This window comes from Vibrio sp. V38_P2S17PM301 (genome assembly GCF_009904845.1).
GTDB classification, from domain to species: domain Bacteria; phylum Pseudomonadota; class Gammaproteobacteria; order Enterobacterales; family Vibrionaceae; genus Vibrio; species Vibrio proteolyticus.
This window is the reverse complement of record NZ_WXWO01000008.1, coordinates 1-14,887: the sequence shown is the minus strand read 5'-3', so window position 1 is coordinate 14,887 and position 14,887 is coordinate 1. Positions and strand designations below refer to the sequence as shown.

12 protein-coding genes are annotated in these 14,887 nt (G+C 50.8%); 11 read left to right on the top strand and 1 reads right to left on the bottom strand.

Annotated elements, in window-relative coordinates; genetic code table 11:
- Positions 1 to 370 precede the first annotated feature (370 nt).
- From rodZ to CAG64_RS02205, 8 genes are all read left to right on the top strand, one after another.
- The gene (gene rodZ / locus CAG64_RS02240) at positions 371 to 1,324 is read left to right on the top strand and encodes a cytoskeleton protein RodZ (protein ID WP_161448665.1); all 954 of its coding nucleotides are present in this window, start codon (positions 371 to 373) and stop codon (positions 1,322 to 1,324) included.
- Positions 1,325 to 1,332: 8 nt separating this feature from the next.
- The gene (gene ispG / locus CAG64_RS02235) at positions 1,333 to 2,451 is read left to right on the top strand and encodes a flavodoxin-dependent (E)-4-hydroxy-3-methylbut-2-enyl-diphosphate synthase (RefSeq protein ID WP_161448667.1); all 1,119 of its coding nucleotides are present in this window, start codon (positions 1,333 to 1,335) and stop codon (positions 2,449 to 2,451) included.
- A gap of 29 nt (positions 2,452 to 2,480) precedes the next feature.
- Complete coding sequence (hisS, locus tag CAG64_RS02230) at positions 2,481 to 3,749, top strand: histidine--tRNA ligase (RefSeq protein WP_161448670.1); 1,269 nt, start codon at positions 2,481 to 2,483, stop codon at positions 3,747 to 3,749.
- A 68-nt stretch (positions 3,750 to 3,817) separates the two neighbouring features.
- Positions 3,818 to 4,432: a tetratricopeptide repeat protein gene (locus CAG64_RS02225; RefSeq protein ID WP_161448672.1), complete on the top strand. Its 615-nt coding sequence runs from the start codon at positions 3,818 to 3,820 to the stop codon at positions 4,430 to 4,432.
- A 12-nt stretch (positions 4,433 to 4,444) separates the two neighbouring features.
- Entirely contained in the window at positions 4,445 to 5,605 is a 1,161-nt protein-coding gene (gene bamB / locus CAG64_RS02220) for an outer membrane protein assembly factor BamB (protein WP_021706602.1), read from the top strand.
- A 167-nt stretch (positions 5,606 to 5,772) separates the two neighbouring features.
- The gene (der, locus tag CAG64_RS02215) at positions 5,773 to 7,260 is read left to right on the top strand and encodes a ribosome biogenesis GTPase Der (RefSeq protein ID WP_161448674.1); all 1,488 of its coding nucleotides are present in this window, start codon (positions 5,773 to 5,775) and stop codon (positions 7,258 to 7,260) included.
- A gap of 77 nt (positions 7,261 to 7,337) precedes the next feature.
- On the top strand, positions 7,338 to 8,219 hold the full coding sequence (locus CAG64_RS02210; protein ID WP_021706604.1) for a hypothetical protein: 882 nt from the start codon (positions 7,338 to 7,340) through the stop codon (positions 8,217 to 8,219).
- 340 nt (positions 8,220 to 8,559) lie between these two features.
- The gene (locus CAG64_RS02205; protein WP_161448676.1) at positions 8,560 to 8,784 is read left to right on the top strand and encodes a zinc ribbon domain-containing protein; all 225 of its coding nucleotides are present in this window, start codon (positions 8,560 to 8,562) and stop codon (positions 8,782 to 8,784) included.
- Here the strand turns inward: CAG64_RS02205 and xseA are convergent.
- Positions 8,781 to 10,112, bottom strand: a complete 1,332-nt coding sequence (gene xseA, locus CAG64_RS02200) for an exodeoxyribonuclease VII large subunit (RefSeq protein WP_161448678.1) — start codon at positions 10,110 to 10,112, stop codon at positions 8,781 to 8,783. The genes CAG64_RS02205 and xseA overlap by 4 nt on opposite strands.
- Before the next feature lie 231 nt (positions 10,113 to 10,343).
- Between xseA and guaB the strand changes: the two genes are divergently transcribed.
- From guaB to CAG64_RS02185, 3 genes are all read left to right on the top strand, one after another.
- Positions 10,344 to 11,807: an IMP dehydrogenase gene (guaB, locus tag CAG64_RS02195; protein WP_021706608.1), complete on the top strand. Its 1,464-nt coding sequence runs from the start codon at positions 10,344 to 10,346 to the stop codon at positions 11,805 to 11,807.
- Positions 11,808 to 11,902: 95 nt separating this feature from the next.
- On the top strand, positions 11,903 to 13,456 hold the full coding sequence (guaA, locus tag CAG64_RS02190) for a glutamine-hydrolyzing GMP synthase (protein ID WP_021706609.1): 1,554 nt from the start codon (positions 11,903 to 11,905) through the stop codon (positions 13,454 to 13,456).
- Between the two features lie 307 nt (positions 13,457 to 13,763).
- The coding region (locus CAG64_RS02185; RefSeq protein ID WP_161489264.1) for a tyrosine-type recombinase/integrase at positions 13,764 to 14,887 on the top strand (1,124 nt) is incomplete at its 3' end.

Below are 14,887 nucleotides of genomic sequence, written 5' to 3'. Positions count from 1 at the left end.
AAGTGAAAGCGGTTTGACCGTATCGAACACAGACATTACCCTAAGCCAGAGCCATGCTCTGGCTTTATTTTTTCTTACAAATTGAAAAAATTACACTTTTTAACGGAAATTCCGCACAAAAACCTTGAGCAGCTTGTAAAATCTGCACTAACACGATGTTGTTTAACCCTCAATATCTATTAGAATTGCTACTTAAGCTGCAACTTTGGCCCAATTTTAATTATCTTATTCGTAGATGTGGTGCCAATATCCCGGCGAGGAACAAATTCCTCGAAAATTTTATCTGTTTCTGACGTCTTCACAACGCTACTAACTATGATCAACAAAAGCACCGTAAGGTCAGAAACTAAGGAAGAGAAGTACGTAACCAATGAGTACTGAACAAGAATCGAAAGTAGAAGAACTGAAAGTAGAGAAATCAACGATTGAAGCAGGCTCCATTCTGAAGCAAAAACGCGAAGAGCTCGGACTGTCACAAAAGCAAATCGCGGATCGGCTGAGGCTGCGTGTCAGCATTATTGAAAATATTGAAGATAACCAGTTTGAATCGGGCCAGGTGGCTACGTTTACCCGGGGTTACCTGCGTTCGTATGCCCGCGCGGTGGGTTTGGATGAGAAAGTGGTGCTGTGCGCGTTTGATGATTGTGATGGAAGTCAACCGCAAGAGCAGAAGATGCAAAGCTTTTCAGGCAAGGCCAAACGTGAGAAGCATGACAGCCGCATCATGATCCTGACCTGGGGCATTTTCGCGATCATCATCGGTATTTCATCGGTGTGGTGGTGGCAGAATCAGACTCAGGATACGCTCAGTTTCAAGGAGTCGCAGCCTTCGGTTGCTCAACCGGCTGGTGACAGTGATGGAACCGGCAACTTTACCACCTTAGATGGCGGTGACGCAGCGCTACCTGGCGATGAGTCGGACGCGCCGCAAGAGGCAGCTCAGGCGGTTGTGGATGCAGCCGACGCTTTACCGACCAGCGAAGACAGTGAGACGCCTGTCAGTGAATCACAACCGGCGGCTACGATGATCAATCCGGTCGAGTCCGTAACTGAAACCGAGAGTGCGCCACACGTTGACGCCACGATGGCGAAAACCTTGAATCTGACGTTCAGTGCCGACTGCTGGATTCAGGTTAAAGATTCGACGGGCAAAACCTTGTCCAGTGGCATCAAAAAAGGCGGCCAGTCTCTGGCGCTGAGTGGTGAGCCACCTTATAAAGTGATTCTTGGGGCTCCTGAGAACGTTTCAATGACATTTGCGAGTGAACCTGTCGACCTTTCTGGGTATACTTCAGGCAAAGTAGCAAGATTCACCTTACCTTAGAAATTACTATGCAACACGAGTCTCCTATCAAACGTCGCCCTTCGACACGTATTTACGTGGGTGACGTGCCAATCGGTGATGGTGCGCCGATCGCGGTACAGTCAATGACCAACACCAGAACGACCGACGTCGATGCGACCGTCGCTCAAATTAAAGCGCTGGAAAATGTCGGTGCGGATATCGTACGAGTATCGGTACCGACCATGGACGCCGCGGAAGCTTTCAAGCTGATCAAGCAGCAAGTTAACGTGCCGTTGGTAGCCGACATTCATTTCGATTATCGCATTGCACTGAAAGTGGCCGAGTACGGTGTGGATTGTCTGCGTATCAACCCGGGCAATATTGGTAACGAAGAACGGATTCGTTCGGTGGTGGATTGCGCTCGTGATAAAAACATTCCGATTCGCATCGGAGTGAACGGTGGTTCTCTGGAGAAAGATCTGCAGATGAAGTACGGTGAACCGACGCCCGCTGCGTTGGTGGAATCGGCCATGCGTCACGTCGATATTCTCGATCGCCTCAACTTTGATCAGTTTAAAGTCAGCGTAAAGGCGTCGGATGTGTTCCTTGCAGTCGACTCGTATCGCCTGCTGGCGAAGCAGATCGATCAGCCGTTGCATTTAGGTATTACTGAAGCCGGTGGTGCGCGCGCTGGCGCGGTGAAGTCGTCGGTAGGTCTGGGCATGCTTCTGGCGGAAGGGATTGGCGACACGCTGCGTATCTCATTAGCGGCCAACCCGGTTGAAGAGATCAAAGTTGGCTTCGATATTCTCAAGTCGCTGCGCATCCGCTCGCGCGGCATCAACTTTATCGCCTGCCCAAGCTGTTCTCGTCAGGAATTTGATGTGATCGGTACGGTGAATGCGCTGGAACAGCGTCTGGAAGACATCATTACGCCGATGGACGTGTCGATCATCGGCTGTGTGGTGAATGGACCAGGTGAAGCCGAAGTGTCGCACCTGGGACTGGCAGGCAGCAATAAGAAAAGTGCGTTTTATGAAGACGGTAAACGTCAGAAAGAGCGCTTTGATAATGAAGATCTGGTGAATCAACTGGAAGCCAAAATTCGTGCCAAAGCCGCGATGATGGACGAGCAGAACCGCATTCAGATCAAAACTCAAGATTAATTCATCTCAATGATATTACGGTAAGTACTGTGGCAAAAACTATTCAAGCAATTCGAGGCATGAACGATTGCCTCCCAACACAATCTCCACTATGGCAGAAAGTGGAAGGCACGGTTAAGCATGTGATCAGTGCATACGGCTATAACGAAGTCCGTATGCCTATCGTTGAGATGACGCATCTGTTCAGCCGCGCGATCGGTGAAGTGACCGACGTGGTTGAAAAAGAAATGTATACCTTTGAAGATCGTAACGGCGACAGCCTGACCCTGCGTCCGGAAGGGACGGCAGGCTGTGTGCGTGCCGGGATTGAAAATGGACTGCTGTACAACCAGGAACAACGCCTGTGGTACATCGGCCCGATGTTCCGTCACGAACGTCCGCAGAAGGGCCGTTACCGTCAGTTCCACCAGTGTGGTGTCGAGGTCTTTGGTCTCGACGGCCCGGACGTGGACGCTGAACTGATCATGATGACGGCACGAATGTGGCGTGAATTGGGTATTGCTGAGCACGTTCGTCTGGAGCTGAACTCAATCGGTTCTCTCGAGGCGCGCGCGAACTACCGTACGGCACTGATCGCTTATCTCGAACAGCACATCGATGTGCTGGATGACGACTGTAAGCGCCGGATGCACACCAACCCGCTGCGCGTTCTGGACAGCAAGAATCCGGACGTTCAGGCAATTTTAGGTGACGCACCTCGACTTTCGGACTACCTCGACGAAGCGTCGAAGCAACATTTTGCGGGCCTGTGTGAACTTCTTGATGCCGCAGGTATCGAATACACAGTCAACGAGCGTCTGGTGCGTGGTCTGGATTACTACAATCGCACGGTGTTTGAGTGGATCACTGAAAGCTTAGGGGCTCAGGGCACTGTATGTGGCGGTGGCCGTTACGATGGTCTGGTTGAACAGCTGGGCGGTAAAGCGACGCCGGCAGTCGGCTTCGCTATGGGCCTGGAGCGTTTGGTGCTCATGATGGAAACGCTCGAGTTGACGGAAGTCCGTCGTGGTGTCGACGTTTATATGGTTACGGCGGGTGAAGGCACCATGATGGCCGGTATGAAGCTGGCAGAACAGTTGCGTGAGCAGGTGCCGGGTCTGCGAGTGATGAATCACTTCGGTGGCGGCAACTTCAAAAAGCAGTTCAAACGAGCTGATAAAGTCGGTGCGGCCGTGGCGCTGGTACTCGGAGAAAACGAAGTCGCAGAAAACACCGTGGTTCTGAAAGATCTGGCGGGTGGCGAACAGACAACCTATGCCCAGAGTGACGTGGTCGCGAAGCTGGCTGAACTGATTTAAGCGCGAAACAAATATTAAAAGTGGCGGTGTTTCCATCGCCACTTTTTTGAAATTTAAGAGGACAGGAAGTGGAACTCTACGATTCTGAAGAACAACAAGTTGAAGCGATCAAAGACTGGTGGAAAGACAACGGTAAAGCGGTGATCTTTGGTGCCGTGATTGGTCTGGGTGGCCTGTTTGGCTGGCGTTACTACCAGAGCTCCGTAGCGGAAGCTCAGGAAGCCGCTTCGGAAAGCTACACGACGGCAGTTGAGGCGTTGGGACAAAACGGCGCTGAGGCGGCGGATCAGGTTCAGTCATACATTGAGGCCAATAAAGGCACTGAATACGCTGTGCTGGCGGCGCTGCAACTGGCGAAGGTTCAGGTTGAGGCCAACAAGCTGGATGAAGCTTTAGCGCAGTTAAACTGGGCGAAAGAAAACACTCAGGACACGGCTTTGAAAGCGGTGGTCAGCTACCGCATCGCTCGTATTGATGCCGAGCAGGGTAATTATGATGCCGCTCTGAGCGAACTGTCGGGCATTACCGATAAAAGCTGGGCGGGCCGTGTGGCTGAATTGCGCGGTGACATTTCTCTGCGTAAAGGCGACACCGATGCAGCTTACGCTGCGTATACCGAAGCTCAGCAAGCAGACGACGCAAGTCAGACGCTGCAAATGAAACTGGATGATCTGGCCAAGTAAGGGCACTGATTAATGAAGAAAGTGTGGAACAAGGTACTGTTGTCGGCAGTGGTATTGGGCGCGCTGGCTGGCTGTGCTGGTGAAGAAGACACCATTATCATGGCACCAGTCCCACAAGTGAAAAGCCAGTTTACCCCGCAAACCGCCTGGAGTGCTTCCATTGGTGGTGGTGTGGGTCACTACTTTTCGAAACTGAGCCCGGCGTACGAGTACGGTAAAGTGTTTGTCGCCAGCCGCGAAGGTCTGGTCAAAGCGTTGGATCCGGAAAATGGTCAAACGTTGTGGCAAACCGACTTGGAAGGTGAGGTGATTGCTCGTTTGTCTGGTGGTATCACTGCCGCGTATGGACAGCTGTACATCGGCAGTGAAAACGGCGAAGTCATTGCGCTGGATGCCGAAAGCGGTGAGATCAACTGGCGCATGAATGTGGATGGCGAAGTCCTGGCCGCTCCGGCTGCCGATGACAATCTGGTGATTGTTAACACTAGCCGTGGCATGCTGGTCGCACTGGATCAGACCAGTGGTGAACAGAAATGGACCATCAGCACCGAAGTGCCGAATCTGACGCTGCGAGGTGACAGTACCCCAACCACCATTTCTGGTGGCGTTTTCTGGGGTACGGCCAACGGTCGTCTGGCGGCGGCGATCATCCAACGTGGTCAGCTGATTTGGCAACAACCTATCGGTACGCCGCAAGGGGCAACGGAAATCGACCGTTTGGTGGATGTCGATGCGTCTCCGCTTATTATCGGCGGCACACTGTATATCGTTGGTGTGAATGGTCAGTTGACCGCTATCGATTTGCGCAGCGGACGCCCGGCCTGGAAACGTAAGTACTCCTCGGCGCTGGATATGACCACAGATGGCCGTACCCTGTACCTGGTCACCGACAAAGATCATGTGGTGGCTGTGGACACCCGCAGTGGCACGGAGTTGTGGCAGAACGACAAACTGGAACACCGATTACTGACAGCACCAAAACTGATCAACGGCGATGTCGTCGTGGGTGACAGCGAAGGTTACCTGCACTGGATCAATCGCGAGACGGGTGAATTTGTTGCACAGCAACTGGCGAATGACAGTGGTTTTGCTGTTGGCCCGTTATCTGTGGATGACGGCTATGTGATTGTCACGCGTGATGGCAGTGTAAAGAAACTGACGATCGATTATTAAATCGTGATATAATTCACAATCGGCTCCTGGCTGGCAACAGTTAGGAGCCGTTTTATTGAAACTCGTTTAAACGTGTGATTATAGGTAAACAGCTGATTTTTGGCTGATCTGGCAAGCGGGTCAGTGGTTACCTATAACTACATAGAAAGTACATTGTAGAGGTTGTTATGGTACCTGTTGTTGCCCTGGTGGGGCGTCCGAACGTGGGTAAGTCTACGTTGTTTAACCGATTGACTCGTACGCGCGACGCATTGGTAGCGGATTTCCCGGGCCTGACGCGTGACCGAAAATACGGTCAGGCAAAATTGGGTGAACATGAATTCATCGTAATCGATACCGGTGGTATTGATGGCAGTGAAGAAGGTGTGGAAACCAAAATGGCGGCGCAGTCGCTGGCGGCGATTGATGAAGCTGACGTAGTGCTGTTCCTGGTGGATGGTCGTGCAGGCCTGACCGTTGCTGATGAAGCGATCGCTCAGCATCTGCGTAAAACTGAAAAGCCAAGCATGTTGGTGGTCAACAAAGTTGACGGTATTGATGCCGATGCGGCTAGTTCAGAGTTCTGGCAACTGGGCATGGACAACATGTACCAGATTGCGGCCGCGCATGGTCGTGGTGTTGGGGCGCTGATTGATCGCGCGCTAAATCCGTTCGCAGAACAACTGGCAGCGGAGAACCTGGGTGAGATCGAAGATCTGACTGGTTACAAAGACGAGCAGGAAGAGCAGCTTGATTACACGGAAGAAGAAGCGGAGCAAGAGTTCCAGCGTCTTCAGGAGCAGCCAATCAAACTGGCTATCATCGGCCGTCCGAACGTTGGTAAATCGACGCTAACCAACCGTATTCTGGGTGAAGAGCGCGTGGTGGTGTATGACATGCCGGGTACAACGCGCGACTCGATTTACATTCCAATGGAGCGTGACGGGCGTGAATACGTACTGATAGACACCGCAGGTGTACGTCGTCGTAAACGCATCAACGAAACGGTGGAAAAGTTTTCGGTGGTGAAAACCCTGAAAGCGATCGAAGACGCCAACGTGGTCTTGCTGGTTATCGATGCGCGTGAAAACATTTCTGATCAGGATCTCAGCTTGCTGGGTTTCGCCTTAAACGCAGGACGTTCTATTGTGTTGGCGGTCAACAAGTGGGATGGTCTGGACATGGACGTAAAAGAGCACGTGAAGAAAGAGCTCGATCGTCGTCTGGGATTTGTTGATTTTGCTCGCATTCACTTTATTTCTGCTTTGCATGGTACAGGTGTCGGCCATTTGTTCGAATCGGTGCAGGAAGCGTATAAGTCGGCAACCACCCGAGTGGGCACGTCCGTGCTGACGCGTATCATGAAGATGGCCACTGAAGATCACCAGCCACCGATGGTTCGTGGTCGCCGCGTGAAGCTGAAATATGCCCACGCCGGGGGATACAACCCACCGATCGTCGTGATCCATGGTAACCTGGTGAACGAGCTGCCGGATTCGTATAAACGTTATCTGATGAACTACTATCGTAAGTCGCTGGAAATCATGGGGACTCCAATCCGCATTCAGTTCCAGAGCAGCGAGAACCCGTTTGAAGGTAAGTCAGGTAAAATGACGTTGTCTCAGGAACGTAAGCGCAAACGCTTAATGAGTATGATGAAAAACCGTAAGAAATAACGGTTGACTGCGATAAAAGCGCCTAGAGTTTCTCGGGCGCTTTTTTGTATCTGCCAGTTGTGAATAAGGATTTAGACATGAAAGTCACGCCGACCCGGGTCGTATTTTGTGAGGGCGTTACCACGCAAACTTCAATCATTCAGTTGGTTCAGCACCAGTCCGACATCTGCTCAATTGTCACGGCGTCGACACCATTTCATCCGGTCAGTCATATCTGGCCAGATCATCCCGCCGACCGTGGAACATTGACCATCAACGGCCAGTTGTTTGATGTGGTGGATTGTCAGGTGGGCGCGATGGAATTGGCCACTGAAACCTTGTTTGTCGGTCAGGCGATTCCCGTCAAACGTGATGCGCCTGGCTGGGCTTTCGTAGTGGTACATAATATCCGTACAGAAGATTACTCTGTGGAAAATGGATTGGAAGTCGAATTGTCTGTTGATGCAGAGTATCAACGTTCTTTGAGCCGTGGGCACTCTGCCGGGCACCTAGCGTCAATTGCGCTCAATAAAGTGTTGGCTGATGGTTATTGGCGGAAAGCGCCGGGGCGTCTTGACCCGATCGGCAATCATGATTTTAACAGCTATGCACAGGTGAGCAGTCAGGTGTCACCGGATAAATGCCTTGATCGCTATCGTTTGGGTAAGACATTACGCAAGCGTGGCCTCAATAGTGGCGACTTGCTGGAGCATTTAAGTGAAATTAATCATAAACTAAATCAACAGCTTAATTGTTGGTTGGCGTTGAAGTCGCCAGTCATCATGCGTTGCCAGGGGAAGACACTCACCGATTCGCGTTTCTGGCAGTGCGAGCTTGGTGAGGCACAATTGGCCGTGATGCCGTGTGGTGGAACGCATATCCGTTCGTTGGCTGAATTGCACCGTATTGAGGTGTGTCTGGTACAGACGGACGAGCAGCACATCGAAATGCACACCGATGTAACTCCGATATCGTTCTAATACGATCTTTTTATTAAATGCTGATTTTTGTGTTTGATTTAACTCCTTGCAATATAAAATGCCGCATTAAATCCATAAACAGCACATGTAACTTATGCTTTCGGTGTGTGGTTATATAAAAGTTCTTTTAGGGGCAGATCGCTGATCAGATCGGAAAGAGCAGAAGATCGAAAAAGGATCTTCTTTCTGTTGGAGAATGTCGCCACAAGACGGATTGTTATCATCGCCTACAGAGCGAGACAACGGGAAGTGGATTCCGCTTTGGTTGTGACATTGATCAAAGAAGGAGAGGTGGGGTGTTCTGATAATGGGATCATCAACATCAAGACGGAAACCGAACATGAGTCACAATCTGTGTCCGACATGCCAAGATGAGCTGGAATGGGATGGTCGTTACGTTTGCGGTCATTGCCAGACACATTTCCAAAAAGCAGTCTACTGCCCGGAGTGCGGTGCGAGTTTAGAAAAACTGCAGGCGTGCGGAGTCACCAGTTACTTTTGCAATCAGTGCAATGAACTTAAGTCCAAATCGAAAGTTCAGATTGAGTTCATTCCCTGTGATTAAAGAACGCGGGAACGCAACTCACCGTCGGACAGACGGGTGATCAACACATCACCGCTGTTGACATCTGTGGCCTGAGTCAGCACTTTACCCTGCTGCGTCTGAGTGATCGAATAACCGCGTTTCAATGTCGCCAGCGGGCTGACCGTATCGAGCTTCTCTGCCGCCAGCGTCAGTTGATGGCGGTGGTTGATCAGGCTCCTTTGCATCGCATCCTGGAGCTTTTGCTCTACCCGTTGCAATGCTGAACGCTGCTCGGCCAGACGTCTGACTGGCGAGTTCAATTGCAAGCGGTAGTGTTTACGCTCAACAGATTGTTGACGTTGGGAGAGCATGCGCAGCATGGCATGCTCAAGCCGTACCGTCAGATCATCCAATTGTTGGGACTGACGCTGAAGGCGATGACTAGGATGTTGTTTATCCAAGCGGTGCTGGTAGGCCGTCAGCGCTCGAGATTGTTGGGTCAGGTAGTAACGCAGAGCGCTGGTGAGTTTTTGACGGCGAGCCTCATAAGCCTGACCTTTGTGGCTGTTGTCCCGGCTGACCAGTTCGGCGGCCGCGGAAGGGGTGGGCGCACGCATGTCAGCCACAAAATCTGCGATGGTCACATCGATTTCATGCCCGACCGCGCTGATGACAGGGATCTGGCTGGCGGCGATGGTTCGTGCCACGATTTCATGGTTAAAGCACCACATATCTTCCAGAGAACCTCCACCTCGCCCTACGATCAAAACATCACATTCATTACGCGCATTTGCCCGGCCAATCGCCTGGGCAATTTGAATCGCGGCCTCTTCCCCTTGAACTAGGGTCGGATAGATCACGACAGGCAATGAGGGATCCCGGCGTTTAAGCACATCAAGAATATCAAACAGCGCGGCGCCGGTCTTTGAGGTGACAACTCCGACACATTTCGGATGCTCTGGCAGAGGACGTTTGTTGGTTTGGGCAAACAAACCTTCAGCGGCGAGCTTCATTTTCAGCTCGTCGAATTGCTGCTGAAGACGGCCATCACCTTCGGGCTGCATGGACTCGATGATCAACTGATAGTCACCACGTGGCTCATACAGGGATAAGCGGGCCTTGACCAAGACTTGTTGCCCTGATTGTGGCTTAAATGTCACACGACGGTTATTTCCACGAAACATGGCGCATTTAACCTGAGCGCGGCTGTCTTTAAGAGTGAAATACCAGTGACCGGAAACTGGAGCGGTAAAATTTGAGATCTCGCCAATCAGCCACACGATACCCATTTCGTTTTCGAGTAAAAGACGCACTTCGGCGTTCAGGCGAGAGACAGTGAAAATGTTTTGATTGGTCAGGGAAGACACTACTAATCTCGAAGACGTGAGTATGGAAATTAGCGGCAATATAATACATAGCAAGGGGGTAATTGCAAATAAAAAATAAAAAAATGTGTGGTCAAGCGATTGCGTCCGGCGTATAATCCGTCCGCAATATCTAATCCAAATGCACTTTCCCGGTACCTCATCGGCCCGGCTGAAACGCTGCATCTGGATTGTTTGAATATTTTAAATCCTATCTATTGTGAGATATTGCAAATGCTAAGAATTGCCAAAGAAGCGCTGACATTCGACGACGTACTGCTTGTGCCAGCACACTCCACCGTTCTCCCAAATACCGCAGACCTTCGGACTCGGCTGACCAAGAACATCAGTCTCAACATCCCAATGATTTCCGCGTCCATGGATACCGTGACGGAAGCCCGTCTGGCTATCGCACTGGCACAAGAAGGCGGCATTGGCTTTATCCACAAAAACATGTCCATTGAGCAACAAGCCGCTGAAGTTCGTAAAGTAAAGAAATTCGAAGCGGGTGTGGTTGTGGATCCTGTTACCGTGAATCCAGATGCGACTATTGCTGACGTTGTCGCACTGACAGAAAAGCACGGCTTCGCCGGTTTCCCTGTTGTTACTGAAAACAATGAACTTGTTGGCATCATCACAGGCCGTGATGTGCGTTTTGTGACCGACCTGTCCAAAAAAGTCTCTTCGGTTATGACTGCAAAAGAAAACCTGGCAGCGGTGAAAGAAGGTGCTACTCGCGCTGAAGTGCAAGAAAAAATGCACGAAGCACGTGTCGAAAAAGTTTTGGTTGTAAACGACGAGTTCCAGTTGACCGGTATGATCACCGCAAAAGACTTCCACAAAGCTGAACGTAAACCGAATGCTTGTAAAGATGCACGTGGTCGTCTGCGTGTTGGCGCGGCCGTTGGTGCTGGTGCGGGTAACGAAGAGCGCGTCGCTGCTTTGGTTGAAGCTGGCATTGATGTCTTGCTGATCGACTCATCTCACGGTCACTCGGAAGGTGTCCTGAACCGAATCCGCGAAACTCGTGCGGCGTATCCGGAGCTGGATATCATCGGTGGTAACGTGGCGACTGGTGCGGGGGCTAAAGCCCTGATCGAGGCGGGCGTCAGCGCAGTGAAAGTCGGTATCGGCCCGGGTTCCATCTGTACCACTCGTATTGTGACTGGTGTGGGCGTGCCTCAGGTGACGGCGATCGCGGATGCAGCAGAAGTGGCCAATGAATTCGGCATTCCAGTGATTGCTGATGGTGGCATCCGTTTCTCTGGTGACATCTGTAAAGCCATTGTGGCTGGTGCATCATGTGTCATGGTGGGCTCGATGTTCGCTGGTACGGAAGAAGCTCCGGGTGAAGTGATTCTTTACAACGGCCGTTCGTACAAAGCATACCGTGGTATGGGCTCTCTGGGCGCCATGTCCCAAGGTTCTTCAGACCGTTACTTCCAGTCTGACAACGCTGCAGACAAGCTGGTTCCCGAAGGCATTGAAGGTCGTATCGCATACAAAGGCCGACTGAAAGAGATCGTACACCAACAGATGGGTGGCCTGCGCTCCAGCATGGGTCTGACGGGTTCAGCCACAATCGAAGACATGCGTACCAAAGCTGAATTTGTTCGTATTTCCGGTGCAGGTATGAAAGAGTCGCACGTCCACGACGTTCAAATCACTAAGGAAGCGCCAAACTATCGTCTGGGTTAAGCCCGACGTAAACGTTTGCTTTTTTCCTTGATGCATTATTAAGAGGCGAGTAAACTCGCCTCGTTTCCACAACCTAGCTTAAAAGACTGCCCAAAATGACTAAAAACATTCATGACCAACGTATTCTGATCCTGGATTTCGGTTCTCAGTACACGCAGCTAGTCGCGCGCCGTGTTCGTGAGATCGGTGTTTACTGTGAACTGTGGAGCTGGGACGTAGAAGAAGCGGATATTCGTGAATTCAACCCGGACGGCATCATCCTGTCTGGTGGCCCAGAGAGTGTAACAGAAGCCAATTCTCCTCGCGCTCCTCAATACGTATTTGACTCCGGTGTACCGGTATTGGGTGTATGTTACGGCATGCAGACCATGGCGGAACAACTGGGTGGCCGTGTTGCTGGCTCTAACGAACGTGAGTTCGGCTACGCACAGGTTAAAGTGTCGGCGGAATCATCGATTTTTAAAGATCTGGATGCTCTCCAGGATGTTTGGATGAGCCACGGCGACAAAGTGGTGGAGATCCCGGCAGACTTCGTCAAAGTGGGCGAGACGGACACCTGTCCATACGCGGCCATGGCCAACGAAGAGAAGAAATACTACGGCGTTCAGTTCCACCCTGAAGTAACGCATACCAAGCAAGGTATGCAGATGCTGGAAAACTTCGTACTGGGCGTGTGTGGTTGTGAGCGCCTGTGGACATCAGAGTCGATCATCGAAGATGCCGTCGCTCGTATTAAAGAGCAAGTGGGCGATGACGAAGTGATCCTAGGCCTTTCCGGTGGTGTGGATTCATCGGTGGTTGCGATGTTGGTTCACCGTGCAATCGGCGATAAGCTTACGTGTGTGTTCGTGGATAACGGCTTGCTGCGTCTAAACGAAGGTCAGCAAGTCATGGACATGTTTGGCGACAAGTTTGGTCTGAACATCATCAAAGTAGACGCAGAAGAGCGTTTCCTGGATGCTCTGAAAGGCAAGTCTGACCCAGAAGAAAAGCGTAAGACCATCGGCCACGTGTTTGTCGACGTCTTCGATGAAGAGTCGAAGAAGCTGAAAAACGCGAAATGGCTCGCTCAGGGCACTATTTACCCAGACGTCATTGAATCTGCGGCATCAAAAACTGGCAAAGCGCACGTGATCAAATCACACCACAACGTGGGCGGCCTGCCTGACGATATGGAAATGGGTCTGGTTGAGCCACTGCGTGAGCTGTTTAAAGACGAAGTGCGTAAGATTGGTCTGGAGCTGGGCCTTCCTTACAACATGCTTTACCGTCATCCATTCCCTGGTCCGGGTCTTGGTGTCCGTGTTCTTGGCGAAATCAAGAAAGAGTACTGTGACTTGCTACGTCGTGCAGATGCGATCTTCATTGAAGAGCTTCACGCAGCAGATCTGTATGACAAAGTCTCTCAGGCGTTCACGGTATTCTTACCCGTTCGCTCTGTAGGTGTGATGGGTGATGGCCGTAAATACGACTGGGTTGTATCGCTGCGTGCGGTTGAAACCATCGACTTTATGACAGCACACTGGGCACACCTGCCATACGATTTCCTGGGCAAGGTATCGAACCGCATCATCAACGAAGTGGACGGTATCTCTCGCGTGGTTTACGACATTTCTGGTAAACCACCAGCGACCATCGAGTGGGAATAATGTTCCTTTAAGAAAGGTCTAGCATTAACAGGCACCAAATCATACTTAAGTCCGCGTAATTGCGGACTTTTTTTGTTTTTGGCTTAGTCATTTTTGGCAATGTCTGGCAACGCCAAGCACGGTTTGACCGTGGTATTTTGATGGGTATGATTCATCGGTAATGCCATGGATTACGCCCGATACCATGCTGAGTGTTTTTGATGGGGCATGGTATTAGATTTATATATCTATCTGTTTTGTAAAGATTAATCTCTAGTTTTTTAGAGGATTTTCAGCATGGTATCAAACAAGAATAATAGGTCGAAACATGCTGACTGATACAAAGCTACGCAATCTCAAACCCAAAGATAAACTTTACAAAGTCAATGACCGTGATGGCCTCTATGTTGCTGTCACTACCGCAGGCTCTATCTCTTTTCGCTACAACTACTCGATCAATGGCAGACAAGAAACTATTACCTTTGGTCGTTACGGAGTAGGAGGCATCACGTTAGCTGAAGCGCGTGAGCGTCTCAATGAAGCGAAGCGAATGGTTACTGATGGAAAGTCACCGGCCAAAGAGAAAGCACGTGCTAAGGCGAGAACGAAAGATGCTGAAACCTTTGGTGCCTGGGCTCAGAAATGGCTGCGTGGCTATCAGATGGCCGATTCTACCCGGGATATGCGTCGCTCAGTCTATGCACGAGAGTTAGAGGGCAAATTTGGCAATCAGAAGCTGACTGAAATCACCCATGAAGATCTGCGAGCACTGACTGATGCGATAGTAGAGCGTGGCGCGCCCGCAACGGCTGTACACACGCGTGATATTGTACTCCAGGTGTATCGGTGGGCAATTGAGAGAGGGCAGAAAGTTGAGAACCCGGCAGATTTGGTGAGGCCTGCAAGTATCGCTCGGTTTGAGCCAAGAGACCGAACATTAACACCTGCTGAGATCGGTTTGATGTACCGCTATATGGAAAAGGTAGGAACCACGCCTTCGATTCGTGCTGCGGTAAAGTTGCTTTTGCTGACTATGGTACGTAAAAGCGAGTTAACTAATGCAACTTGGAGTGAAATTAACTTTAGCGAAGCGTTGTGGACAATCCCTAAAGAAAGGATGAAACGACGTAACCCGCATCTGGTGTTTTTGTCACGCCAGGTGATGGATATTTTGATCGCCTTGAAGACATTTGCCGGTGGATCTGATTACATTCTTCCTTCTCGTTATGACTCCGATGCCCCAATGAGCAGTGCGACAATGAATCGTGTATTGGCTCTAACATACAAGGCTGCGCAGAAGGATGGGCAGTCACTAAGTAAGTTTGGGCCGCATGACCTTCGTAGAACAGCGAGTACACTGCTGCATGAAGCCGGATACAACACTGATTGGATAGAAAAATGCCTGGCGCACGAACAGAAAGGAGTGAGGGCAGTTTACAATAAAGCTGAATA